This window comes from Flavobacterium sp. (assembly GCF_027482425.1).
Classification (GTDB): domain Bacteria; phylum Bacteroidota; class Bacteroidia; order Flavobacteriales; family Flavobacteriaceae; genus Flavobacterium.
The window spans coordinates 1-26,583 of record NZ_JAIXWA010000073.1 but is presented as its reverse complement, the minus strand read 5'-3'; the positions used below and the strand labels follow the sequence as shown (position 1 = coordinate 26,583).

21 protein-coding genes are annotated in these 26,583 nt (G+C 44.2%); 8 read left to right on the top strand and 13 right to left on the bottom strand.

Annotated features, from left to right (window positions below; all coding sequences use genetic code 11):
* Positions 1-5: 5 nt before the first annotated feature.
* From hemL to Q0037_RS10690, 4 genes are read right to left on the bottom strand one after another with little or no spacing between them, the layout of a single operon-like run.
* The gene (gene hemL, locus Q0037_RS10705; RefSeq protein ID WP_297518153.1) at positions 6-1,295 is read right to left on the bottom strand and encodes a glutamate-1-semialdehyde 2,1-aminomutase; all 1,290 of its coding nucleotides are present in this window, start codon (positions 1,293-1,295) and stop codon (positions 6-8) included.
* Between the two features lies 1 nt (position 1,296).
* On the bottom strand, positions 1,297-2,217 hold the full coding sequence (locus Q0037_RS10700) for a glucosaminidase domain-containing protein (protein ID WP_297518150.1): 921 nt from the start codon (positions 2,215-2,217) through the stop codon (positions 1,297-1,299).
* Positions 2,210-3,103 (bottom strand): 1-aminocyclopropane-1-carboxylate deaminase/D-cysteine desulfhydrase, encoded by an 894-nt coding sequence (locus Q0037_RS10695; RefSeq protein WP_297518145.1) that lies wholly within the window; start codon positions 3,101-3,103, stop codon positions 2,210-2,212. Before Q0037_RS10695 ends, Q0037_RS10700 begins: the two co-directional genes overlap by 8 nt.
* A 45-nt stretch (positions 3,104-3,148) precedes the next feature.
* Positions 3,149-4,978 (bottom strand): T9SS type A sorting domain-containing protein, encoded by a 1,830-nt coding sequence (locus Q0037_RS10690; protein ID WP_297518142.1) that lies wholly within the window; start codon positions 4,976-4,978, stop codon positions 3,149-3,151.
* A 492-nt stretch (positions 4,979-5,470) separates the two neighbouring features.
* Here Q0037_RS10690 and Q0037_RS10685 point away from each other — a divergent pair, with 492 nt between their 5' ends.
* Positions 5,471-9,835, top strand: coding sequence for a hypothetical protein (locus tag Q0037_RS10685; protein ID WP_297518139.1), 4,365 nt, complete (start codon positions 5,471-5,473; stop codon positions 9,833-9,835).
* Here the strand turns inward: Q0037_RS10685 and Q0037_RS10680 are convergent.
* On the bottom strand, positions 9,825-10,157 hold the full coding sequence (locus tag Q0037_RS10680; RefSeq protein WP_297518136.1) for a hypothetical protein: 333 nt from the start codon (positions 10,155-10,157) through the stop codon (positions 9,825-9,827). The two genes, Q0037_RS10685 and Q0037_RS10680, sit on opposite strands and share 11 nt — an antisense overlap.
* Before the next feature lie 27 nt (positions 10,158-10,184).
* Here Q0037_RS10680 and Q0037_RS10675 point away from each other — a divergent pair, with 27 nt between their 5' ends.
* The 7 genes from Q0037_RS10675 (at position 10,185) to Q0037_RS10645 (ending at position 15,412) form a co-directional block, all read left to right on the top strand.
* Positions 10,185-10,388 (top strand): DUF5522 domain-containing protein, encoded by a 204-nt coding sequence (locus Q0037_RS10675; RefSeq protein ID WP_297518134.1) that lies wholly within the window; start codon positions 10,185-10,187, stop codon positions 10,386-10,388.
* A gap of 4 nt (positions 10,389-10,392) precedes the next feature.
* Complete coding sequence (locus tag Q0037_RS10670) at positions 10,393-12,378, top strand: urocanate hydratase (protein ID WP_297518132.1); 1,986 nt, start codon at positions 10,393-10,395, stop codon at positions 12,376-12,378.
* 45 nt (positions 12,379-12,423) lie between these two features.
* Positions 12,424-12,963, top strand: coding sequence for a DUF4136 domain-containing protein (locus Q0037_RS10665; protein ID WP_297518129.1), 540 nt, complete (start codon positions 12,424-12,426; stop codon positions 12,961-12,963).
* Positions 12,964-13,193: 230 nt separating this feature from the next.
* On the top strand, positions 13,194-13,490 hold the full coding sequence (locus tag Q0037_RS10660; protein ID WP_297518126.1) for a nucleotidyltransferase family protein: 297 nt from the start codon (positions 13,194-13,196) through the stop codon (positions 13,488-13,490).
* Between the two features lie 112 nt (positions 13,491-13,602).
* Positions 13,603-13,815: a HepT-like ribonuclease domain-containing protein gene (locus Q0037_RS10655; RefSeq protein ID WP_297518197.1), complete on the top strand. Its 213-nt coding sequence runs from the start codon at positions 13,603-13,605 to the stop codon at positions 13,813-13,815.
* A gap of 328 nt (positions 13,816-14,143) precedes the next feature.
* On the top strand, positions 14,144-14,527 hold the full coding sequence (locus Q0037_RS10650) for a hypothetical protein (RefSeq protein WP_297518123.1): 384 nt from the start codon (positions 14,144-14,146) through the stop codon (positions 14,525-14,527).
* A 741-nt stretch (positions 14,528-15,268) separates the two neighbouring features.
* Entirely contained in the window at positions 15,269-15,412 is a 144-nt protein-coding gene (locus Q0037_RS10645) for a hypothetical protein (RefSeq protein WP_297518120.1), read from the top strand.
* Between the two features lie 504 nt (positions 15,413-15,916).
* On the opposite strand, the gene Q0037_RS10640 is transcribed toward Q0037_RS10645, so the two are convergent.
* The 8 genes from Q0037_RS10640 to Q0037_RS10605 form a co-directional block, all read right to left on the bottom strand.
* The gene (locus Q0037_RS10640) at positions 15,917-17,998 is read right to left on the bottom strand and encodes a thiamine pyrophosphate-dependent enzyme (protein WP_297518118.1); all 2,082 of its coding nucleotides are present in this window, start codon (positions 17,996-17,998) and stop codon (positions 15,917-15,919) included.
* Positions 17,999-18,017: 19 nt separating this feature from the next.
* Entirely contained in the window at positions 18,018-19,073 is a 1,056-nt protein-coding gene (locus tag Q0037_RS10635) for a branched-chain amino acid aminotransferase (protein ID WP_297518115.1), read from the bottom strand.
* 16 nt (positions 19,074-19,089) lie between these two features.
* Positions 19,090-20,382 carry a dihydrolipoamide acetyltransferase family protein gene (locus Q0037_RS10630; RefSeq protein ID WP_297518112.1) on the bottom strand — a complete coding sequence of 431 codons (1,293 nt, stop codon included), beginning with the start codon at positions 20,380-20,382 and terminating at the stop codon, positions 19,090-19,092.
* Positions 20,383-20,444: 62 nt separating this feature from the next.
* Entirely contained in the window at positions 20,445-21,041 is a 597-nt protein-coding gene (locus Q0037_RS10625; protein WP_297518109.1) for a transferase hexapeptide repeat family protein, read from the bottom strand.
* 119 nt (positions 21,042-21,160) lie between these two features.
* On the bottom strand, positions 21,161-21,910 hold the full coding sequence (locus Q0037_RS10620; RefSeq protein WP_297518106.1) for an enoyl-CoA hydratase/isomerase family protein: 750 nt from the start codon (positions 21,908-21,910) through the stop codon (positions 21,161-21,163).
* Between the two features lie 188 nt (positions 21,911-22,098).
* Complete coding sequence (gene paaZ / locus Q0037_RS10615) at positions 22,099-24,597, bottom strand: phenylacetic acid degradation bifunctional protein PaaZ (protein ID WP_297518103.1); 2,499 nt, start codon at positions 24,595-24,597, stop codon at positions 22,099-22,101.
* 157 nt (positions 24,598-24,754) lie between these two features.
* Positions 24,755-25,957, bottom strand: coding sequence for a 3-oxoadipyl-CoA thiolase (gene pcaF / locus Q0037_RS10610; RefSeq protein WP_297518100.1), 1,203 nt, complete (start codon positions 25,955-25,957; stop codon positions 24,755-24,757).
* Between the two features lie 143 nt (positions 25,958-26,100).
* On the bottom strand, positions 26,101-26,502 hold the full coding sequence (locus Q0037_RS10605) for a PaaI family thioesterase (RefSeq protein WP_297518098.1): 402 nt from the start codon (positions 26,500-26,502) through the stop codon (positions 26,101-26,103).
* Positions 26,503-26,583 lie beyond the last annotated feature (81 nt).

Sequence of the window (26,583 nt, the reverse complement as noted above, 5' to 3'; positions counted from 1 at the left end):
TTTTTTTATTTCAATGCAGCGGTTACTTTAGCCACCGCTTCAATGGTGGTATCTAAATCTTCAAAGGTTAATGCATCTGTGATAAACCACGTTTCATAGGCGGAAGGAGCAATGTAAATGCCTTCATGCAACATGCCGTGAAAAAATGCTTTAAAACGTTCGTTATCTCCTTTTTTAGCCGTTTCAAAATCAATGACTGGAGTTTCGTCAAAATGTAGCGAAATCATAGACCCTAAACGATTAATGGTATGGGGCAGACCCGTTTTCTGTAAAACCGTAGCTATTCCTTCATGTAAATACGCCGTTTTTTGATCTATGCGATTAAAAACAGCTACATCCTCATGTAAGGCGGTCAACATCGCCAAACCCGCTGCCATGGCTAAAGGATTTCCGCTTAATGTTCCCGCTTGATATACAGGACCGACAGGAGCTAAATAATTCATAATTTCTTCTCTTGCCGCAAAAGCCCCCACAGGAAGTCCACCTCCAATTACTTTTCCAAAACAAACGATATCAGCCGCGATGGATAAGCGTTCTTGTACTCCACCAGCAGCAAGTCGAAAGCCGGTCATTACTTCATCAAAAATTAAAAGTGCTCCTTGTTTCGAACATAATTCACGAAGTCCTTCTAGAAATCCAGGTAAAGGCGGCACACACCCCATATTTCCAGCAACAGGTTCCACAATTATCGCAGCAATTTCTTGCGGATTGGCTGCAAATAAATCGGCAACTGCGGATAAGTTATTATACGGCGCCAATAAAGTGTCTTTGGCGGTTCCTTGCGTAACTCCGGGGCTGTTGGGAGTCCCAAATGTACTTGCACCACTACCGGCTTGAATTAAAAATGAATCCGAATGTCCATGGTAACACCCTGCAAATTTGATAATTTTATCGCGTTTTGTAAACCCACGGGCTAAACGAATAGCACTCATACAGGCTTCTGTTCCTGAATTTACAAAACGAATTTTATCAATATTGGGCACCATAGCAATAGCTAGCTGCGCAATTTGAGTTTCCAACTCGGTCGGCATACCAAAAGAGGTTCCTTTTTCAGCACGTTCTTTGATGGCTTTAATTACGGGTTCATAGGCATGCCCTAAAATCATGGGACCCCACGAATTGATGTAATCAATCAAACGATGGCCGTCTTCGTCATACAAATAGGCTCCTTTAGCCGATTTAACAAAAATTGGAGTACCTCCTACCCCTTTGAAAGCGCGTACTGGGGAGTTTACACCTCCAGGAATTACTTTTTCAGCGGCTGCAAACAGCGCACTACTTCTTTGGTATATCATTTTAATCTATGCGTAAAATTTGACCGATGGCTAATGCAGTATCTTTTAAGTTATTTTTTGATTTCAACACTTCAACAGGGATACTGTATTTTTTGGAAATGGAATATAAGGTGTCACCTTTCACCACAACATGCTGTTTTTCAATCGTGTATTCACTTTTAATTGGGGGTGTTGCGCTTGAACTGATTGTATTTGTTGTTGAACTTGTTCCGAGAACTTCGACATCAAAACGCTGCAATTGGTAGCGTTCAATCAATCCAATTAACTTGGTAGGATATGCTGGATCAGTGGCATACCCTGCTGCTTTGAGACCTTTGGCCCAGCCTTTGTAGTCGGCAACATCCAAGCGAAATAAATTAGCATAGCGTTCCCGTGTCACCAAAAAAATCGAATGATCTTTGAACGACTCAAAGGGGTCGCTGTATTTTCGGAAGCACTCCCCTACCGCATCATCGTCATAACTTACACTAGCTCCTTTCCATTCCTTATGGCATTTGATTCCAAAATGATTGTTGGCTTGAACGCTAAGAGGTCCCGTTCCAGCCCCCGATTCTAAAATTCCTTGTCCTAAAGTGATACTTGCAGGGATACCGTAATCGACCATTTCTTTTTTGGCAATCTCCTTATACTTTTCAATATATTCAAGCACCATTGCCGTCGATACTTTTACCGCTGTGGTGGCTTCTAAAACTTCAATTGTAGGTTTATCCGCTTGCGAAGTTGGAGCAGAAGTAGGATCGACTTGAACCGGTTTTGAAGGTGAATGAGTTGTCGGTGAAGTGGTTGCAACGGGTCTCTTGGTTTTTCGCGGATCAGTTTTTGTGGATTGTGCTGTCGGCTTGGTCGTACGAACTACAGGACGCGAAGAACCACAAGCGGTTAAAACTAAAAACACGACAAAGGTACAGATGAATTTATACATGAATTTGAAGCGTAATTTGATTTTTTTGTTTGAGCCTTTCATTCATAGCGGGAATACCTTGTAACCCTCCCGTGTGAATGACTAGTATTTTTGATGTCTTTGGGAAATAATCGTTTGCCAATAAATCAACTAAACCATACATCATTTTACCCGTGTAAATTGGATCCAAAGGCACTTGATGTTTCAGATAAAATTGATTGATAAAACATATCAATTCAGGACTTGTTTTGGCGTAACCTCCAAACGTATAGGCTTGAATTAAATCCCAATTATCCTTTTTTGCAAAATTACGAATATCTTCTCTTAAAAAATCCCCAATTAATGCCGAAAATCCTAAAATTTTTTGATGGGGAAAAGCCCCCTGACTCAATCCAGAAAGTGTTCCTCCCGTTCCCACTGCACACACAATATGAGTGTACTGTTCGTCTTCGGGTAAAATAATTTCTGCGCAACCCTGAATGGCTAAATCACCGGTTCCTCCCTCGGGTAAAATGAAATAATTGGGATAACGATCGCTCCAGTAAGTTAGGTTTGATTTTACAACACGAAAAGCTTCCCGCGATAAAAACTTCAACTCCATGCCCCATTGCTGTGCCGATTGTAGGGTGGGACTCCACTTACTGGTTTGTTGGAGTTCTTCACCTCGGATTATTCCTATCGCTTTAAAACCGTACTTTTTTGCAGCATAGGCAGTTGCAGCAATATGATTGGAATGAGCGCCACCGAAAGTTAGCACGCCTTCAAAACCCGCTTGAAGAATGTGTTGGATATTGTATTTTAGTTTTCTCCATTTATTTCCCGAAATCTCTGGATACAGAAGGTCTTCACGACGAAGGGTCACGGAGATTGTTTCATGTAAATCGAGTTTTTGAGAAATCGCTTGCATCCTACAAAAGTACATAAAAAAAGGAGCCTTAAGGCCCCTTTGGTATTAGCGAACACGTTCGATAACGACTTTTTTACTGAGCGAATGCCCTTCTATGGTTTTTATACGAGCAATGTAGATTCCTTCCGAAAGCGAACCTGTAGCAAATTCATATTGATTTTGACTACCCAATCCTTTTTTGGTGAACACATTTTTTCCAAGCATATCATAGAGGCTAACTTCGGAAAGATCGTATTGTGTTGGATTACTGATCACCAAAAGTTGTTCTTGATTATTTTGAAGAATATCCAATCGGCCTCCGTTAAATTCACCATTGGAAAGGGCTTGATCGGTAAACGTAATTTGATAACGATTATTGATTACCCCTGACGGAAGTGTAAACGCAAAAGGTTGATTCTTGATATCATGATATAATCCTGTTTCTGCATCGTAGAGAAAAATATCTTCCGCCATATCAAAGTTCACTACATCTTTAACCATCATGGTAAAGGTTGTCGAAGCATTGCATTTGAATCCAACATCAATTCGCTTGCTAATATCAAAAGATGTAGTCGCATGAACGTAAGGTTCATTTTCCAAAACTAGGTACATATCCATCGGTAAGTTGGCTGTTGCGTCTGGAGATTTAGAATCAGCACGATCAATTCCATCAATCGCATTAGGTAAAAAGCACAAGGCGACTTGTCGAACAGCACTTCCTCCCAAGGAAGTATTCACGGTAAAATGAGGTGTCGGTTGGGCACTCAACTGTGTATAATCAATACCGGCAACATTGGGAATATTTCCAAAATTGGAAACTCCTACTGAATTAGATTCATTGCTCAAGCGTTCAAACTGTGAGAAATTGGCGGCACCTTCTTTAACAAATACTCGGTGTGCATTACGCATGATGACCGAACCATTTGTTACACCACGCACCATGAAACCTTGTCCTATAGGAGAAAAGCGACGCTGATAAACATTGTTGGGAGAACTGAAAACAGAGCCTTGGTTACCTCCTAAATCATAGGTATAAAATGTAGCTGGGGTATACACACTTGTGGTACCATTGTACACGCCATAACCTCCACGGTAGTCAACGATATTATGAGAATTGACCGTTTTATCATGTTCCCAAAACAAAGCAGTTCCATCTATTGAAGAATTGGCAGGATCGTTCAAAAATAAATTGAGGTCAATCGTAGACGGATAGGGGTTCCCCATAAGTGTTGAGGCTCCATTTCCAACATTGATTACTATAGTTCCATCATTGGGTTTACCCCTAAAATCATAACGCTGGGCATTCCCTGGATTATTTACAACGGATTCTCCTGGGTTGGTAGTATCGGTCCCTGAAACCCCTTTCATGGTAAAGCCTTCTCCAGGGGCAATATTGGTTGTAGCGGCAGATTGTACCCATTGCGAATAGTTTGTTGACGACAAAAAACGCCAAATCCAATAGGTTGCAATGGTGAGAGAACCCGCAGATGATGCCCCATTGTATGTTGCAGAAGACAAAGTAGCAGGGGTAGTAGTTGTTAATGAAATTGGAGTACCTAACATACTTACACCAAAATTTTCATTACCCGAACCAGCTGAAGCATTACCTACAGGAGCACACCAATAATTATAGGCAAAGGCATTACTCGTACCTTCTTGAAACACCGATAATCGACCCAAACCTCTGTTGGTTGAAGATCCGGAAGTTCCTTGGAGAAATTGGGCTTCATTTCGTAAATATAATAAGCTATTGGCTCCATTAAGCTCCAAATTACCACGCGCAAACAACAAAGCACCTTTGTTGAAAACATAGCTATTATTAGACACATACAACTGTGCGCTAACATAGGTCGCAGACGACACTAAAAAAACAAATAATAGTACTATTTTTTTCATATTCAAAAAGTTTATGTTGTAAATGTAAGAATATACTCCTTATAATCGATGTAAATATCAAAAAAATCGACGAAATGCATCTTTTTAGGCAAAATACCCTATTTTTCTCAGCATCCCTTATGTTACTTCGATTTCAAAAATACCCAATTAAGGAGTGAAAATTAAGGTTTTATTAGTTTAAACTAATCTTATGATAAAGATAAAGAAAAAATAGAGATGCCGTTGAAAAGTAACTCCGTTTAGTTGCTTTTAAATATAGTACTAATAACATTTTTTTTTAAATGACAAACTTTAAAACACTTAAAAAAAGACTTATTTATTATTTGTTTATCAACATTTTTCAAAAAGAGTAAGTATGTAAAAAAGTAATATTTGTGCGAAAATACACAGTTATAGCATTTCAACAGAAAATCTAACAGTTAGTCGATTTTATCATAGAAACCAATTTTTTTGAAGAAAATTTGTAATCGTTTAAGCACAAAACACAATTATATGAAACAAATTTACAATTGCTTTTTTTTCACTTGGCTTTTCCTGTGTTCGTTTAATGCAAATGCACAAGGTACTACATGCGCAACTGCTACAAATGTAAGTGTAAATGGTACTTGTATTACTAATCATTCTATTTCAGATTCTACTATTGATAGTGGAACACTTGGATATAACTGTGGAGGAACAATTGTAAGAGAGGGCTGGTATCAATTTACAATTACATCAGGCCCACAGATCGTAAGCATAGTTGCTCAAGGCAACAATAGAAATATTGCTATTCAATTGCTTACCGGGGCTTGCGGGAGCTTAACTCAATTACGATGTGCCAATACTACTACTACAAATGGTACTCAAACAGAGACTTTGATTCATCCTACTCCTTTGAATAACGGAACCTACTTTATTCGTGTTCTCAACGTTGGTGGAAGCAGTAACGACATGACTTTAACTAGCTTGTGCGTAAATGCTTCTCCGCCAAACAGCATTTGTAGTAATGCAACATCACTTCCTTGTGGTACAACAAATTTAGCAGGTTCTACAGCGCTAACCACGAACTTGAATAATCATGGAACAGGTTGTAGTATGAGTAATAATGGGGTTTGGTATACATTTGTTGGAGACGGTTTAAACACTACTATATCATCAACTGCCAATAGTGGATTTGATCATGAAATGGCGATTGCTAGTGGCTCCTGTGGAAGTTTGACTAATATTACTTGCCAAGATTCAGGTTTAAGTGGCGGGACAGAAACGTTTACATTTAATACCACACTCGGAACAGTTTATTATGTATATATTGCCCATTGGAATACTGGAACTACAACTGGCGGATTTACAATTTCAAGAACTTGTTTGACACCTCCCGCCAATGATAATTGTAGTGGAGCCATAACACTTACCCCTACAACGAATTGTACTTACTCAACTTACTCAACCCTTGGCGCTTCTAATTCCGTAGGCCCACCAGCACCAGGCTGTGCAAGTTATGCAGGCGGTGATGTGTGGTTTCTTGTGACTGTTCCTGCCTCAGGAATTTTAACAATAGATACACAAACGGGAGGCATTACAGATAGTGGAATGGCAGTATATTCGGGAACTTGTGGCGCTTTGACCCTTGTAACTTGTGATGACGATTCTAGCGCCAACGGATTAATGTCAAGCATCAATCTGACTGGACAAACCCCGGGTGCAACACTTTATATTCGCTTATGGGCTTTTGGAAACTTTAACTCAGGTACTTTTGGGATTTGCGTGACCACCCCAGGCCCACCAGTTAATGATAGTTGTTCTACGGCCATAGCTTTAAATACAAATCCTACATCTGTATGTACACTATCCACAAATGGTACTACAACCTTAGCAACACTTTCTTCTACTGGCTGTGCAGGGAATGCCGATGATGATGTTTGGTATACCTTTGAAGCTTATGAACCTTCCCACACGATAACGGTAACCCCCGGAACTTTAGCCAATGCCGTTCTTCAAGTATATAGTGGATCATGTTTAGGGTTAACCTCTTTAGCTTGTATAAACGCCACTACGGGAAGCTTAACTGAAACAACAACACTTACAGGTCTTACTGTAGGGGCAATCTATTACATTCGAGTTTATAGTTTTGCCAATGGGGTTGGACAAGGTACTTTTAGCATTTGTGTGACTACAGCCTGCACTCCCGGAACAGGAACTGGAACAGTCTCTACGGGCTGTCCCACCAATGTGGCTGGAGGTTTAGGGTTAAGCGGATTAGATCCAGCACCTATCACATCCTGCGGAACTTCTACTTGCACCACTTTGGAGGCTACCTATAAAAATTTAGGCGATACCTCATCGTATACCGTTCAATCTATTCCTTATGCCCCCCCCTATCAGTTTGGTTGTTTAGCCAATTCGGTGAGTATTAACGTGGATGATGTTTGGTCTGGTTTGGTATCTATACCTTTCAACTTCTGCTACTATGGAAACACCTATAACCAAATGTTGATTGGATCCAATGGGGTTGTTTCGTTTAACACTACCAATAATACACCTGGAGGGTATAATAACTTTGCTTTTAGCACTAATTTACCCAGTCCTTCCCTTTTCTTGAATACGATATTTGGAGCTTATCACGATATCGACCCAAGTATAGGTGGTGAAGTAGGTTGGGAATTAGTAACCATGCCTTCCGGATGTCGTGCTATGATTATCGGATGGAGCGAAGTACCTATGTATTGGCCAACTTGTAATAACTTATTATATACCGGAATGATTGTTTTGTATGAAAACACCAATATTATTGAAGTATATATTAAAGAAAAACGGGTTTGTGCTTCTTGGAATAGCGGTAATGCAGTTATTGGTATTCAAAATAATACTGGAACTGTGGGAACTGTTGCCCCCAATCGTAACTCCTTGGATCCTGATTGGACCACTACCAATGAAGCGTGGCGTTTTATGCCTGCTGGACCATCTATCACTACCATAACTTGGTTTGAAGGCGCAGGTACTTCCGGGTCTGTAGTAGGAACCTCCCCAACGCTCAATGTTTGTCCAAACCAAACAACAACCTATACCGCTCGTATTCGCTATACGTTTTGTAATGGGGTCATCATGGATGTCACCGACGATGCTACCATTACAGTCAGTAATCGTAAAATATGGAATGGTTCGGTCGATACCGATTGGAATAAAGCCAATAATTGGACCCCAAACACAAGTATTCCTAACAATACGGATTGTGTGATTATTCCCATTACTGCTAACAATCCTATTATTTCGGGCAGTTCATACCATGCTTTTGCTGGAAATCTAATTATTCAAACGGGGGCTACATTAACTGTAAATGCATCCAATACAATCACAGTAACTGACTGGGTTAATGTTGAAACGGGGGGGCAATTTAACCTTCATAACAATTCAAGTTTGGTTCAAATAAATAATGTTGCCAATACAGGATCTATCAACTATACCCGCAATGCCAACATTCGCCGACAAGACTATGTGTATTGGTCATCACCCGTAGCTGGTTTTAACACCAGTAACATTGGAGCGCCTACCACCTCTGGATTAATTTGGCGTTGGAATCCAACCATTACCAATACTAACGGGGGACAAGGCAACTGGGAAATGGCAGTGGGCAACACCATGACTGCCGGTAGAGGATACATTGTTCGCGGCCCTGATTCGTTTGGCAATGTGACACCACAGACTTTAGTGAACACTTTTACAGGTGTCCCTAATAATGGAAGTATTACCACCGTTATTTCGCGTGGATCTAATACGAATACCGCTTATCAAACGGGATTAAATGGCACTGAAATAACCAATTATAGCGACAACTGGAATTTGGTTGGAAACCCCTACCCTTCAGCGATTCGCGCAAGTCAGTTTTTATTCAATAACCGATTAAAAATCATGGGGAACATCAAAATTTGGACGCATGGCACCTTACCATCACAAATTGCGAGTCCATTTTATAATACTTATACCTACAATTATAATCCAGGAGATTATTTGACCTATAACTTCACAGGTACGTCTTGCTGCCCAGCAGCTTCTGACGATTATTTTGTAGGCGCGGGTCAGGGATTCTTTGTTCAAATGATTGATGGGCCTGCAACAACCGATACGGTAGCTTTCAACAATGGGTTACGAAGCAATACTTTTGACAACAGCAATTTTTATCGCGTTAATCCATTTATTGAACCACCCGTAAATGTTGAACTCGAACGCCATCGCTACTGGCTAGATATCGTAAATAGTAGCCAACAATCGGAACGTACTTTGGTGGGCTATGTGCAAAGTGCCAGCAACGGAAAAGATAACTTCTTTGACAGCAACACAACGATTTTGGGTTCATTGAGTATTTTTTCACTCATCGATACTGAAAAGTATCAAATCCAAGGACGTGCTTTGCCTTTCAACCCTATGGATGAAGTACCCGTTGGTTTCCATGCTCCCGCTTCAGGGCGATACAATATTGCCTTGGCCGCAGTCGATGGAATGTTTAACGATCAAGATATTTTTATCCGCGATAAAGATTTGAACATTGTACACAATTTAAAAGTAAGTCCATACCGCTTCACTACGACGGCTGGAACGCGTTTGAATCGCTTTATTATCATTTACAACAATGGTTTGAAACAATCCGTTGAGGCTGAAGATGAAGTGACTGTCGTTACACAAGAAACCATACAAGTAAGTTCTGCCCGCGAAGTGATCGCCTCCGTCACTGTTTTGGATATGTTGGGTCGTGTTATTGGTCAATATGATCAAATCAATGCTTCACAATTTGAAGTCCCCAATTTGACGCGCAACCAAACCCCGTTGTTAGTACAAACGCGATTGGCCAACGGAATCATTACCGCTACAAAAATTATATTTTAAAATAAGAAACAAATGAAAATAACGACCTTCGCTCGAGATAGTGAGGGTCGTTTTCGTTTGCATAAGCCTCGCGTTCAAAGGAAATGGCACGATACGCCGCCATACGATCGCGCAATAGCATCCAACGAACCAAAAACTCGAGACCATACCAGACAAAGAAAAATACAAAAAGTAATTCGCGTTGTTGTTGTATATGTATGCGCTCATGATGGATCAGATGCGGATCCACAAGGGCTTCTTTTGAACGTATGATGACAAAAGGAAAAATAGTAAGAGCCCGAAATCCAACAGGCGTTAAATATTTGGCAACGATGACTTTCATTCCTGCAAAGTTGTTAATTTTGTAGGTATGAATGACGCTCTCCACCCGAATAATCTTAAAGAAGGCGAAGATTTTTATCTCAGTCCCGAAGGATTTCGTGTTTTTACCGAACGCTACCACTTAAAGCGAGGGTACTGTTGCAAATCGGGGTGCCGCCATTGCCCCTATGGTTTTGATAAAAGCACGGGCGACATTCGACAAAACAAACAAACCAACAAACCAAGACATTAAATTAATGACCTTTCACGAACAAATACTCGAGGGAATCCCAAAGGTTTTACCCCAACCGAAACCGTATGATGCGGCTATCAATCACGCGCCCAAACGCAAAGAAATCTTAAACGACGAAGAGAAAAAGTTGGCGCTCCAAAATGCCTTGCGCTATTTTGAACCGCAGCAACATGCCGAACTTATTCCTGAATTCAAACAGGAGCTTGAGACCTACGGCCGCATTTACATGTACCGCCTGCGTCCCGACTACCGCATGTATGCCCGACCCCTTTCGGAATACCCTGGCAAAAGCGAGCAGGCCAAAGCCATCATGCTCATGATCCAAAACAACCTGGATTATGCTGTAGCGCAACACCCGCATGAATTAATTACCTACGGAGGTAACGGTGCCGTGTTCCAAAACTGGGCGCAATACCGCCTTACTCTAAAATATTTGGCCGAAATGACCGACGAGCAAACGCTTGTCATGTATTCGGGGCACCCTATGGGTCTCTTCCCATCGCACAAAGATGCTCCGCGCGTGGTGGTGACCAACGGCATGATGATCCCCAACTACTCCAAACCCGATGACTGGGAAAAATTCAACGCACTGGGGGTTACCCAATACGGACAAATGACCGCGGGGAGTTATATGTACATCGGACCCCAAGGAATCGTGCATGGCACCACCATTACCGTACTCAACGGCTTCCGTAAAATCAAAAAGAGTCCGAGTGGCAACCTTTTTGTCACCTCGGGGCTAGGCGGCATGAGCGGTGCGCAACCCAAAGCAGGCACCATTGCCGGTTGTATTACGGTTTGTGCTGAAGTCAACCCCAAAATCACCCGCATCCGCCACGAACAAGGTTGGATTCATGAGATTATTGAAGATATCAACGCACTCGTCTCTCGCGTGCGTACAGCCCAAGAAACCAAAGAAGTAGTATCTATCGCTTACCTAGGCAACATCGTCGATGTATGGGAACGTTTTGATGCCGAAAACATTCACATCGATTTGGGTTCTGACCAAACCTCGCTGCACAATCCGTGGGCGGGCGGTTATTACCCGATGGGATACAGCTTTGAGGAATCCAATGCGTTGATGGCTAACCAACCCGAGAAATTCCGCGAGGAAGTCCAAAAAACACTCCGTCGCCATGCCGCAGCCATTAACAAGCACACGACCAAAGGCACTTATTTCTTTGACTATGGCAACGCCTTCCTACTCGAAGCATCCCGTGCTGGGGCAGATGTAATGAACGACCATCCGACGTTGGGTCGCGAATTCAAATTCCCGAGCTACGTGCAAGACATTATGGGTCCGATGTGTTTTGACTATGGGTTCGGCCCCTTTCGTTGGGTTTGTGCCTCGGGCGATCCCGAAGACTTAAAGAAAACCGATGCGATTGCTTGTGCGGTGTTAGAAAAAATCATGGAAACCGCTCCCGAAGAAATTCGTCAGCAGATGGCCGACAACATCCAATGGATTAAAGGGGCACAAGAGAATAAATTAGTGGTCGGTTCACAAGCCCGCATTTTGTATGCTGATGCCGAAGGGCGTATGAAAATAGCCGAAGCCTTTAATCAAGCGATTGCCCGTGGCGAAATTGGCTACATCATTCTTGGCCGCGACCACCATGATGTTTCGGGAACGGATTCGCCGTATCGCGAAACGTCCAACATTTATGACGGTTCCCGTTTTACCTCCGACATGGCGATTCACAATGTGATTGGCGACAGTTTCCGAGGTGCGACTTGGGTATCGATTCACAACGGTGGCGGTGTCGGTTGGGGCGAAGTAATGAACGGGGGCTTTGGTATGGTTCTTGATGGGACTGCCGATAGCGATAGACGCCTGAAATCCATGCTGTTCTGGGACGTGAACAACGGAATTTCCCGCCGCAGTTGGGCCCGCAATGAAGGCGCTATTTTTGCGATTAAACGCGCCATGGAAGTGGAACCGCTTTTGAGAGTGACGCTTCCCCATTTGGTAGACGAAACCTTGTTGTAGCCTATTTCCACTTGGAAAGAAGCTGCACTTTAAATACCAATTGTTATGAAAAAAATATTTTTACTCACCGCAGTTTTGGCGTTATGCTTAACGTCCTGTAGTACCATTCGGGTGAATGCTGACTATGATAAGAATGTCAAGTTTAGTCAGTACAAGACCTATGCTTATCAAAAAGCGACTATTGACAAAGCGGCCATTTCGGACTTGGACAAGCGGCGTATTTTACGTTCGATTGACGAAGTGATGGCTACGAAAGGCTTCACCAAAAGTGAGACTCCCGATTTAATTGTGTCCATTTTCACCCAAGAGAAAGAGCAAGTCGATGTTATCCAATCGCCCATGTGGGGTTGGGGCTGGGGCTGGGGCTGGGGCGCTTGGGGTTGGGGCGGTGGCTTCAACAATGTGTACCAGTATGTCGAGGGAAAACTGACCATTGACTTCAGAGATGCCAAAACGAAAGAACTGATTTGGCAAGGCGTGGGCGAAGGCGAGTTGACTCAACGTACGGAGAAAAAGGACGAGAACATTAAGGAGTTTGTGACTCAAATCTTAGCGGAATATCCTCCGCAGTTAAAAAACAAATAAGTACAACACATACCATCAACCGAAGCACACCAACTGCTTCGGTTTTTTTGTACTTTTAAGTACCCATCCCACACCATGAACAAACGCCTGATTTCGCCTGTAGCCCTACCCCGCTCAGAAGCATAGAAGCTCAGTAGCTCAGCCCCTTTTCCCTTATGCAACGCTCTTGGTAATTTTCAACCACCTTCTTATTCAGAAAACAATCTTTTGTATATTTGACAAAGTTACTCATGACAACAAAAGAGCACATATTAAAAACGTTGAAATCCAACAAATTAAAACTTACGAAGTTTGGTATTCGTAGCGTTGGTCTTTTTGGTTCATACCTCCATGGAGAACAATCAATAGAAAGTGATATCGACTTGTTGATTGATTTTGAACCAGAGAAAGAAAACTTCGACAACTATATGGCAGCCTGTGATTTGTTTGAAAAAATTTTCAAGAATAAAAAAATTGAAGTGGTAACTAAAAATGGATTGAGTCCCTATATTGGTCCGAAAATCTTAAATGAAGTTCTATATGTCTAAAGAACCAAAAGAATACCTAAGACATATTCTTGATGAATGTACCTACATCATTTCTGTTAGTAGCGATTTGGAATACGATGTTTTTTTAAATGATGAAACCCTTTAAAGAGCTATTGTTAGAAGCTTGGAAATTATTGGTGAAGCAACTAAAAAAATCCCTGCCGATTTTAAAGTTAAATGGAATACTATCCCATGGAAAAATATGGCGGGAATGAGAGACCGCTTAATTCATGATTACATGGGTGTTAATTATACTATTGTTTGGGATGTTATAAAAAATAAAATACCCAACATGAAGCAACAAATTTCTGAAGTCCTTACCTAATACCACCACGCCCCCTCTTTTGTATTTACTTCATCTAGCACTGAAGGCTCAGCATCTCAGCAACTCAGCAACTTTTTCCTTACCCCCGCTCTGCGAAGTCTCCTGACTTAGTAGCAACAACTACTAGATCACTACCCCACTCTACGAAGTCTCCTGACTTCGAAGCACCATCCACTCCACTTCTTTATTTTTACGTAATAGGAAAAGCCCAAGTGGAAATTCTGGGATTATTTTTAATTTGCAATTAGATTACAAATAAATTAGACTTGGTCAACTGACAGCGGCAATGAGAACGCAAATCCGAAAAATCAAATATAACTTCAACAGGATGAATAGAATTTATACGTTCATATCACTTCTTTTTTTTTCAGTTGGCTTTTCACAGAATTTGAAATATAAAAGCGCAGCAGACGAAATACTATCACAAATTGAACAGATTGAAAAAGGAGCTGGTTACAATATTAAATTGCCAAATTCCATTGCTTGCTTAACTGGAATTTATCCAAAAAATGTCGATGGAACTTATGTTGGAATAGTGTATTACCCAACCCTTGAAGAACTTAAATTGTGGAGGCGTTTTGTAAATGAAAACCATTCAAAAATAAAATATAAAAATATTCCCCAGTCGGATTTAGATTCAGATATTTTTGATTTTAGAGAAATTTTATACGAATACGAACCCGGAAAGTTTAAATCTAACTTTTGTAAATAATAGTGCACCGTCGACCCACTCTACGAATCCTCCGTACTTCGTGGCTACAAAACTACCCCGTTCAGTAACTACTGAGCCACTAATCCCCTAATTGTTCCTTTAAAAACGCACCTGTTTCAACATCTATATAAACTTTTACCCTCCTCCACCAATCCACAGGCATTCACATAGCACAACAACCTTAAAATTTAAAAAAAACAAAAATCCAAATTCCAAATTCCAAATTTCAACCGTTGCGTGAAGAATGGAATGGGATTTCCTGCCTTTGCCGGCAGGCAGGCTCCCTTCGCGCGAAAAATTTGCGCAGAAAGGTTTTTAGCTAGCTAAAAAAATACCCCGTCTTGTTGTCATTTCGACGAAGGAGAAATCCCATACAGTTGGCAACATACTTGATTCAAAAACAATACGTCAATCCAAACCCCGCTCTCCAGCCTCCCGACTTCGGAGCCATGATAATCCCTCATGCTATGCTTCTTTCCATGGGCATAATAGTTAGTTACGGCTATGGATGGAGCGTATAAAGTTGATGTTTTTTTTCGAAAAACGTATATTAGGAAGAAATACTTGTTTTACTTTGTTCACCACTGTCAGGTAGTGGCGGAACCTTAGCGGTATTTTTTTAGAACTCTAAAAAAAATTGTTTTTATAAAAATAGTTTTATTTTTGCTACATATTAACGCCACCTCATAATCTCAGTATTATGAACCTGCTCCTACTGGGAGCTTTTTTTTATATGCACTTATGACTGAAGAAATAAAACAAGCTGAAGAAATCCAACAAATACCTCCCAAAAAAGTGGTTTTTTATTTTGATGGATTTAATTTTTACCATGGGTTTCAATCGTTGCGTGAAGAATCGAATGGGATTTCTCCTTCGTCGAAATGACAAACAGGACGTTGTAGAGCTCCTTAGTAATCGAAACGACAATTTACTCCATTACACTTTTTTAAACTTTTCCTCCCGCAATCCCACATACGTCCTCATAACACCCCAACCTGAAACTTGAAACTTGAAACTTCAAACCTGAAACTTACCAAAAGCGCAGCGCCTTCCTCCCCTTTAAAAACTTCGCGAACTTTGCGAATTCTTTGCCACTTTGCGGTTAAAAAAAGTCGCTATATACTAAATGAACCATTAAGAGAATTAAGCTTTTACACCACAACTTGAAACTTCAAACCTGAAACTCAAAAAAGCGCAGCGCCTTCCTCCCCTTAAAAACTTCGCGAACTTTGCGAATTCTTTGCCACTTTGCGGTTAAAAAAAAGTCGCTATATACTAAATGAACCATTAAGAGAATTAAGCTCTTAAGCCACTTAAAACAACTCTTATTTCTTAATGTTTAAAAAAAATCCAACTTGAAACCTGAAACTTGAAACTTGAAACCTGAAACTAATACTGCAACAGCTCCTCTATCTTCACCCGCACCTTCTCCGCATTCGGAATCATTGTTTGTTCCAGCGTGCTGTTCAACGGGATCGCGGGTAAGTTTTCAGAACCAATGACCATTACTGGCGCATCCAAGTCGCGGAAACACTCCTCTTGAATACGACCCGCCAAACTCCGGGCAAACGAATTGTTCACCGGCTCTTCCGTCACCACCAAACATTTCTTCGCCTTACGTACTGATTTGAAAATCGTTTCTTCATCCAGAGGATACAGCGTACGCAAGTCCACAATCTCCACCTGGTTCGTCATACCCGCTGAAGCGTTCAATGCCCAATGCACCCCCATCCCGTAGGTAATCACCGTAACGGTCTCTTGGGTTTCTTGGGGCCATATTTCTTGTACAATATTTGCTTTTCCAAATGGTAACACATAGTCTTCCGAAGGTTCGTTCACCCGCGCCATATCCGTGCCTTTTACCTTACTCCAGTACAAGCCTTTGTGTTCCAAAATCACGACGGGATTCGGGTCATAATAGGCCGCTTTCAGCAAGCCCTTCAAGTCCGCCCCGTTACTTGGGTAGGCAATCTTAATCCCCCGAATATTGGTCAACACACTCTCCACCGACGACGAGTGATAGGGTCCGCCACTGCCATACGCTCCAATCGGAACGCGCAAGATCATACTCACCGGCCACTTTCCATTCGTTAAGTAATTGGAACGACTCACCTCCGTAAACAACTGGTTCAAGCCCGGCCAAATGTAATCGGCAAACTGTACCTCAACGATGGGCTTTAAACCAACGGCCGACATTCCCACCGTAGATCCTACAATAAAGGCTTCTTGAATGGGCGTATTAAATACCCGGTTGTCGCCAAACTTCTGCGCCAAGGTCGCCGCTTCACGGAATACACCGCCCAAGCGTCCACCTACGTCTTGACCGTACAACAAACATTCGGGATGCTGTTTCATCAGTTCTTCTACGGCAAACAAAGCACAATCCACCATCACGACTTTATCTTCGCGCTCTGGACAACGCTCGCCCACTTCCTCTGTAATCGGTGTAGGGGCAAAATCATGCGTAAACAAATCCTCCGGGCGAGGGTCTTCTGCCGCCAACGCCTTTTCGTAATCGGCTTCCACTTGTTGGAGTACCGCTGCTTCGATCGCTTTTAAATCGCTTTCCGTGAAACCCGCTTCCCGCATTTGTTGCCATAACACGGGATAGGGATCCCGCGAACGCGCTTCGTCCAAATCGTCGCGGTACCATTCCATCCGCACACCCGAAGTGTGGTGGTTGAGCAACGGTACTTTGGCGTGTACCAAAAACGGACGGCGTTCGGTACGTATCGTTTGGATTACTTGTTCCAGTGCGGTATAACTTTCTATAAAATTCGCGCCATCAATGCTAATCGCCTCCAAACCATGGAAGCCCTTTGCATACTCAAACGCATTTTGGGCTCGGGTTTCTTTGGCATTCGCCGAAATATCCCAGCCGTTATCTTGTACCAAATACAGTATCGGCAACTGCTTCAACGCCGCCATTTGAAATGCTTCCGCAATCTCACCCTCCGTCACCGAAGCATCACCAAGCGAACAAACCACCAGCCCCCTTGCCCCCAATGCGGGAATCTCGCCCTCAAATCCTCCCCCTTCGGGGGTCGGGGGGCAATTTTCTTTGTACCAAAATCCCATCGCTGCGCCCGTCGCCGGAATCGCTTGCATCCCCGTCGCAGAGGACTGGTGCGGAATCTTGGGTTTATCGGCATCGCGCAAACTCGGGTGGCAGTAATACGTCCGACCCCCAGAAAACGGATCGTCACGCTTTGCTAGCAATTGCAACATCAAATCATAGGGTTGCATTCCGATTCCCAACAACATCGCGTCATCACGGTAATACGGAAAGGCATAATCTTGGGGACCTAGTTGCATCGCTACCGCAATCTGAATCGCTTCATGACCGCGTGAGGTGGCGTGTACGTATTTGGAAACGGTTTTAAAATTCGCTTCGTACCATTCGGCCATTGTTTTAGCCGTCACTAAGGTCGTAAACGCTTTTTCAAGTATTTTTTTATCTAACATATCCATGGGGTGCGTCAAGCGCAAATTATTGAGCGGGCACAATCCATCCAAACGGATCGGCTTCTTGTTGTACTTTCATCGCATTTAAGGTATCGTTGACCATGTGCGAAACGGGATTGGCTTCGGGTAAGGTCAACGTGAAATCATTATTCCCGATTTCCTCCACCATGGCAATACCTACAGCGGTTCCGGTACCAAAGGCTTCTTCGAGGAGTCCAGCCGCATGGGCCGCTTTGATTTCGTCCATGGTTATCGGACGCTCGGTGACTTCATAGCCTTTATGACGCAATAAGTCAATCACACTCATGCGGGTAATCCCATTCAAAATGGAACCGCTCAAGTTCGGCGTGATGAATTTCCCATCCACTTTAAAGAAGATGTTCATCGTTCCAACTTCTTGGATGTAATTGAAATCGTGGGCGTCCAACCACAAGACTTGGTCGTAGCCTTTCGCTTTGGCATATTCGGTGGGACGAATCGCTGCCGCATAATTTCCGGCTGCTTTGGCTTCTCCGGTTCCACCGTTGACTGCGCGCACGTATTTCTTCTCGGCATAGAGTTTTATCTTCCGACTAAAGAAAGGACCTGCCGGTGAAGCCATGATAATAAACTTATAGGTTGTGGCCGCACGCATCCCAATAAATGGTTCATCGGCATACATAAACGGACGTAAATACAGGGCGCTTCCCTCTTGCGTTGGAATCCATGCTTTCTCAATGGCCACAAATTGTTTCAACGCTTCCACAAACAAATCTTCGGGAAAGGCAGGCATTCCCATTCGATCGGCACTGTGGTTTAAGCGCTTGGCATTTTCTTCGGGGCGAAACAACAACGGCGTTCCGTCTTGACCGAGGGTGGCTTTCATCCCTTCAAATATCGCCTGACCGTAATGCAACGCCATGGCGGCTGGATGTGTTGGAATCAAGGCTAAGGGTTCGACACGCGGGTTGTGCCACGCGCCATTTTCATAGTCACAGATAAACATGTGGTCGCTAAATCGCGTTCCCATGACAATGTTGTGAAAATCCACGCCGGCCGCTTGCGACTGCGCTACTTTCGTGATTTTTATTTCTTGCGTCATTGGTCTCATTCTTTATTTAGTAGGTTGTATTGGTGTCAAATTGTTCGAGGTAATCGCCCACCTTACGCAGGAAAGAGCCACCTAGAAAGCCATCCACCACGCGGTGGTCAAACGATAGAGAGAGGAACATCATACTGCGAATGGCAATCTCATCCCCTTTTGCGGTGGTAATCACCTCGGGACGTTTTTTGATGATGCCAAAAGCTAAGATTGCCACTTCGGGTTGGTTGATAATGGGTGTTCCCATCAAACTCCCGAAGGTACCCACATTGGAAATGGTGAAGGTACTCCCTTGAATTTGTTCGGGTTTTAAGGTATTGGTGCGCGCACTTTCGGCGAGTTGATTCACATCAGAAGCTAAGGCAGCTAAATCTTTGGTATCGGCATTACGCACTACGGGGACAATCAAATTCCCCGTTGGTAAAGCGGTCGCCATCCCGATGTTGATGTCTTTGCGGACATAAATTTTGGTATCTTCTACGGCCACATTAATCAACGGATAGGCTTGAATTGCTTTAGCAACGGCCTCTACGAAAAGCGGTGTGAAGGTTAACTTCTGCCCGGTTTTGGCCTGAAACGCCTCTTTGTGGGTAGTACGCCACGCCACCAAGTTGGTCACGTCAATCTCCAAATACGAAGTTACGTGCGGTGAGGTTTGCTTCGAATACACCATATGATCGGCAATCATCTTGCGCATACGGTCCATTTCGATGATATAATCTTTCCCCTCGGTATAATTGATTTTCGGTTTAGGGTAAGAAGACGTCGGTGGACTTTGAACCATGGGTTTGCTTTGCACCGGATATTTTCGGATTTTCAAATACTGGTACACATCGCTTTTTTGCAAACGACCGTCAGCTCCTGAACCCGGAATCAACTGCAATTCTTCTATCGATAGGTTTTCTTTTTGTGCGATGCTAATGATGAGCGGCGACAAAAAGGTGGTGCCACCCTGACGCAATTGCGCCACGGATGAAGGTGCGGTGGAGGTATAGGGCGAACTCGGTTCGGCCACTTGTGCCGACTGCTGCGACTGAGACTGAGACTGCGACTGCGACTGAGCTTGCTCACCCGTTGCTTCAATCAACGCCATCACGGTTCCCACGGCAACCAAATCGTTCTTTTGAAAACGAATTTCCTTGATCACGCCCGAAACGGGTGACGGCACCTCGCTGTCTACTTTGTCGGTGGCGACTTCCAAAAGGGTCTCTTCGGCCGCGATATAATCCCCGACATTTTTCAACCAACTGATAACGGTGGCTTCTGCAATACTTTCACCCAGCTTGGGCATTTTGAATTCTATAATCATTCTTGTTCTATTCAGTTACAGGTACAACCGCAATATTCACTGAACACTGCGACTGCGACTGCTTACTTTTTTTTAAATTCTTCTAAAGTGGTATAAAACGCTTCTTGCGTGGGTCGGTCTTTAGGGATTTCTCGCAAAGGTTCGACCGCCTGTAGCGTTTCATAACATTCTTGGGGCAACTGTTGGTACAACTGTGTTCCTTTGGTTTTCCAAGCAATCATTTCATCCGAAACGTCTTTAATGATTTCTGCTGGATTCCCAACCACCATCTTCCGATTCGGAATCTGCATCCCCGCTTTGACAAACGCCAACGCCCCGATGATACATTCATCGCCCACGTTTACATCATCCATCAACACGGCATTCATCCCAATCAAGCAATTGGCGCCCACATTAGCACCGTGAATAATGACGCCATGACCAATATGCGCACCCGCTTTCAAGACCATCGTCTTTCCTGGAAACATGTGTAGCGTACAATTCTCTTGCACATTACACCCGTCTTCAATGATGATTTCGCCCCAATCCCCACGGATAGCAGCCCCGGGTCCAACATACACGTTTTTCCCAATAATCACATTCCCCGTCACCGAAGCCTGCGGGTGAATAAAACTACTCTCGTGAATAACGGGGATGAACCCTTTGAATGAATAAATCATAGTTTTTAGATTAAAGAATAAAGACCATTGCATTGCAAGAAAAAAGAAATCTTAGTATCGCAACCACCTTGTTCTTTCAGCGAAGCGGTCTTTGCTCTTGCAGCGAAGCGGTCTTGCTTCTATTTAAACTTCTCCAATTTTTGCTTCGTAAACTCACTCAATACCAAACGGCCGCTGATGGCTGCGCGTTCGGCGAGTAGGGTATCCCAATCGTCGGTGCCGCGCCAGAAGACTTTCTTCATCTCCAGCATGGCTTCAGGATTGTAGGTACAAAGGTGTTGTGCAAAAGCCCAAACGGCGGTATCCAATTCTTCCAATGAAGGAAAAACTTGTGCAAACAATCCTTTCTCACGCGCCCATGACGCTTCATAAAACGTATTGGCATCAATCGCGATTTGCGAGGTAGCCGAAACACCCATTTTGCGTTCAATGGCGGGCGACACCACAAAGGGTCCGATTCCCACATTGAGTTCGCTCAACTTAATCGCTGCAAACTGGGTGGCCATACAATAGTCGGTTGCTGCAGCAATCCCTACGCCACCGCCTACGGTTTTTCCTTGAATCCGTCCGATGATAAACTTCGGACATTTGCGCATCGCATTGATGACATTCGCAAAACCCGAGAAAAATACTTTTCCGGTGGCGGCATCATTAATAGCGATGAGTTCCTTGAAACTCGCCCCCGCACAAAATGTACGGTCGCCACCACTTTGTAAAATAATGACTTTCACGTCTTCGCGGTTGCCCACTTCGGTAATCGTTTGTGCCAATTCGGCTAACACCACTCCTGGCAGGGAATTTTGCTCCGGATGAAAAAACTCAATCGTAGCAATGTTTTCTTGTATGTTATGTTTTACGTAAGGTTCCATTTCTTTCCGTTTTCAGTGATCAGTGTTCAGTGTTCAGTATACAGTGATCAGTATTCAGTATTCAGTATTCAGTATTCAGTTAATAGCATCTATCTTCTTGCTTCGCTAAAGCATTAGCCCCGATAGAGCCGATATCCTCGCAGCGGAGCGGAGAGATAAAGGCGAAAGCGGGAAATAGCTCCCAATTCTTACAGTAGATCAAACTGTTCAAAATGGTGGTTCAAATGTTTGCGTTCGAGCAAATAACTCTCGTAGCGGTTCAAATGACCAAAGACCATATTCTTCATCACGGCTTCGGGGTTTTGCTTGAAGAACGTTACATAAGCCTCGCGCGCTTCCCAGAATTTGGCTTTGGCGGTAGCGAGATCCGGGTGGATCAAGTCTTCCAACTCGCCTTTCTTCATCGTTGGGAACGCGGTTCCTTTAGGGAAGGGTTCGTAATTGTATAACGAGTGGTGCACTTTATCCAAAATCTTCTCCGGCGTCACAATCTCGAAATCTTGCTTTTCACCCGACATAATGCGGTAGCCTTCTTCCAAATGTTCGATCAAATGTTGGGCGGTAAGAATCCCCCATTTCGGTTGCGAAGCTTCCGTCAATCGATCCAAACATTCTTGAATTTTAGCGGTAGTCATTTCGGTAAATACGGTTTGTTTCTTCTGCACCATGGTCAGAATCGTAGCCACCGCTACCAATTCGTCTTCACTGTCAAAGACTTCAACAAACCATTTTACAATCCCACTTGGATGTTCGGCTGAAGCCACATCACGCTCGATTTTCTGCTTGCACGTGAGTCGCACATACACCGTATCATTATGGTACAACGGACGTAAGAAACGGCATTCTTCCAAACCGTAATTGGCCGCCACTGGTCCTTTGTTGGGATACACGAACAAGCCTGCTGCCGCCGACAAAATAAAGTAGCCGTGGGCCGTACGCTTTTCGAAAATACTTCCGTCCAACGACGTGATATCGGTATGGGCATAGAAATGATCCCAGGTTAAATTCGCAAAGTTGATGATATCGGTATCGGTAATCGTACGCTTGTGCGTTTTCAACGACATTCCGGGTTGGATATCCTCCCAATGGTATTGGAACGGATGTTGGTCGGCTTCTTTGTACTTCGCATTCGCTTGGTAGATTCCGGTGATTTCGGTTAATGTGGTGGGCGAACCTTGAATCGCACAGCGTTGCATATAATGCTTGATACCGCGCACACCACCCATTTCTTCCCCGCCACCCGCACGACCGGGACCGCCATGCACTAATAACGGAAGGGGCGAACCGTGACCCGTGCTTTGTTTGGCGTTTTCACGGTTAAGCACTAAAATACGTCCGTGGTGTGACGCAGCATTGACCACATAGTCTTTCGCAATTTCATCGGAATTGGTCACAATAGAAGATACTAACGAGCCTTTCCCCATTTGGGCCAATTCGATGGCTTCGTCCAAATTCTTGTACGGCATGATTGTCGACACCGGTCCGAAAGCCTCGATTTCGTGGACTGCGGTATGTTCGAAAGGACGGTCTTGACGCAACAGAACGGGTGCCACGAAAGCCCCTTGTAAATCGGCACCTTGAAGGGCAATGTTATCCCAATCGCCACCATACACCAACTGACTGTGTTGTGCCAGTTCATTGACACGACTTTTGAGTACTTCAACTTGGTGTTTGCTTACCAAAGCCCCCATGCGCACTTCTTTGAGGCGTGGGTCACCAATCGTGACTTTATCTAAAGATTTGGCCAAGGCATTTTGTACGTCGTCCATCAAATTTTCAGGAACAATCATACGGCGAATAGCGGTACATTTCTGTCCGGCCTTCACCGTTATTTCGCTACGCGCTTGGTTGATGAATAAATCAAATTCGGGGGTACCCGGCACGGCATCTGCGCCTAAGATAGAGGCATTCAACGAATCCGCTTCCATCGTAAACGGAACGGCTTCTTCAATGATACGAGGATGGGCTTTCAACTTACGTCCGGTAGCTGCCGAACCCGTGAAGGTAATCACGTCCTGACTTTCAACCGTATCAAAAATGTTCGTGGCGGTACCGCAAATGAGTTGCAACGCGCCTTCTGGAAGGATGTTCGACGCAATGATTTCACGCACAACCGCTTCTGTCAAATACGACGTGGAAGGTGCGGGTAAAACCACAGCAGGCATGCCCGCCATCCAGTTGACCGCGCATTTCTCCAACATTCCCCAAATCGGGAAGTTGAACGCATTGATGTGAATCGCCACCCCTTTTTTGGGCACCATGATGTGATGCGCCATAAAACGACCGCCGCGCGACAAGTCGATGGGATCGCCCTCTACGTGGTAGGGTTGATTAGGGAATAATTTACGAAGGGAAGCATTGGCAAATAGGTTTCCAAAACCGCCTTCAATATCAATCCAGCTATCGACGCGGGTTGCCCCGGTGCGGTAACTCAAGTCATAAAATTGTTCTTTGCGTTTGTTCAAGTAGAGCGCCAAACTTTTGAGCCTATTCCCGCGCTCTTGAAACGTCATTTTACGCAATTGCGCGCCGCCTTTGGTGCGACCATAGTGCAAAATAGCCGGAATATCCAAGCCTTCTACAGAGGTTTCTGCGATAAACTCGCCTGTCACCGCATCATAGGTAGGCATACCCGAACCAGTGGCGCTGGTCCACTGACCTAAAACGTAATGTTGAATTGTATTCATACGATATCTTTTGACGACTTACGTCTTTTGTTTTTTATTTTTTTGGAGCACAACGTTTGGTGCTTTTTACTCCATATGTCCCGCTATCCGCTGTATCCCTCCACTGCGTTACGGGGATGCCGCTCCTATCGGGGCTAAACCGCATCGGCGGAGTTCTTTACGCACGCTCGATAATTACTGCATACCCCTGTCCTACGCCAATACACATGGTAATTAAGGCATATTGTTTACCCGTTTGCTGCAATTCCAAGGCGGCAGAATAGGCAATTCGCGCACCCGTTACCCCTAGTGGGTGACCGATCGCTATAGCCCCACCATTCGGGTTGATGCGTGGATCGTTATCGGCTAATCCCAACGCACGGATGCACGCAATACTTTGTGCGGCAAAGGCTTCGTTCAATTCGATAATATCCATTTGTTCTAATGTTAAACCCGCTTTCGCTAAGGCTTGCTTACTCGCCTCTACGGGTCCGATACCCATAATACGCGGTTCAACCCCTACTACGGCCGAACTCACGATTCGGGCTAAGGGTTTTAATCCGTATTCCGCAACGGCCTCGCTCGAAGCGACAATCAAGGCTGCCGCACCATCATTCAATCCAGAAGCATTTCCAGCAGTTACGCTACCATCTTTGCGGAAGGCAGGACGGAGTTTGGCCAATCCTTCTAGGGACGAACTGGGTTTGATGAACTCATCCTTGGCAAACACGATGGGATCGCCTTTGCGTTGGGGAATCGTTACCGGAGCAATTTCTTGCGCCAAGCGACCGCTTTGTTGTGCTGCGGTGGCTTTCTGCTGACTATGTAAGGCGAAGGCATCTTGGTCTTCGCGTGAAATTTGATACAAATCCACTAAGTTTTCAGCGGTTTCTCCCATGGCATCGGTGCCGTACATTTCGTGCATTTTGGGATTGATGAAACGCCATCCGAAGCTGGAATCATACATTTTGCTGTCGGTGCCATAGGCGGCTGAAGGCTTGGACACCACTAAGGGTCCGCGGGTCATGTTTTCCACACCCCCGGCAATAAACACTTTTCCGTCGCCGGCTTGAATGGCGCGGTGTGCGTGAATGACTGCTGAGAGTCCAGAGCTACACAAACGGTTGACGGTTTCTCCCGGAACAGTATAGGGTAAGCCCGCCAACAATAACGCCATACGCGCTACGTTGCGGTTGTCTTCCCCGGCTTGGTTGGCACAGCCTAAAATCACATCGGCATAAGCGTCTGTGGGGATTTGTGCATTGCGTTCCACCAAGGCTTTGATGACGTGAGCCGCTAGATCGTCCGGGCGAACCGCTGCGAGGGTTCCTTGGTAATTTCCGATGGGCGTTCGAAGGCCGTCGATGATATAGGTTTCCATAGGTTTATGTTCCTGGATTGCTCAAGGCAATCGATTTTAATATTCAACTTCATTTGAGCAGGAGCCCCTAGCCCCGATTGAGCCGATATCCTCGTAGTGCAACGGAGAGATAAAGGCGAAAGCGGGAATAGCTCCTAAAAAAACTACCATTCTCGTTCGCTTCGGAACACGGTTCCTTTAAACAGCGCGACGGTGGTTTCGTTTTTGGTTAGGGCTACGGCATAGAATCCGAAGCGGTTTTTGAGGGCTTCCTCGGTCGCGGTGGCAATAATGGTGTCACCAACTTTGAGGGGTTCCACATGATTAATTGACGTGTCTATACTTACCGATTGGCGTCCGTGGGAGTTGGCGGCAAACGCTAGAGCGCTATCGGCCAACGCATAGGTGATGCCTCCGTGTGCGATGCCAAAACCGTTGAGCATTTCTTCGCGAACGGTGAGTGACAGTGTACAGGTCCCGTGGTCAATGTGCACCAATTTGATCCCAAGCCATTGGCTAAAGGCGTCTTTGGAGAGCATGGTATGAACGATTTCGGTAGGAGACATTTGTTATTTTGAATTATGAATTTTAAATTATAAATGAGTGGTTAGTGACTAGTGATTAGTGATTAGTGATTAGTGATTAGT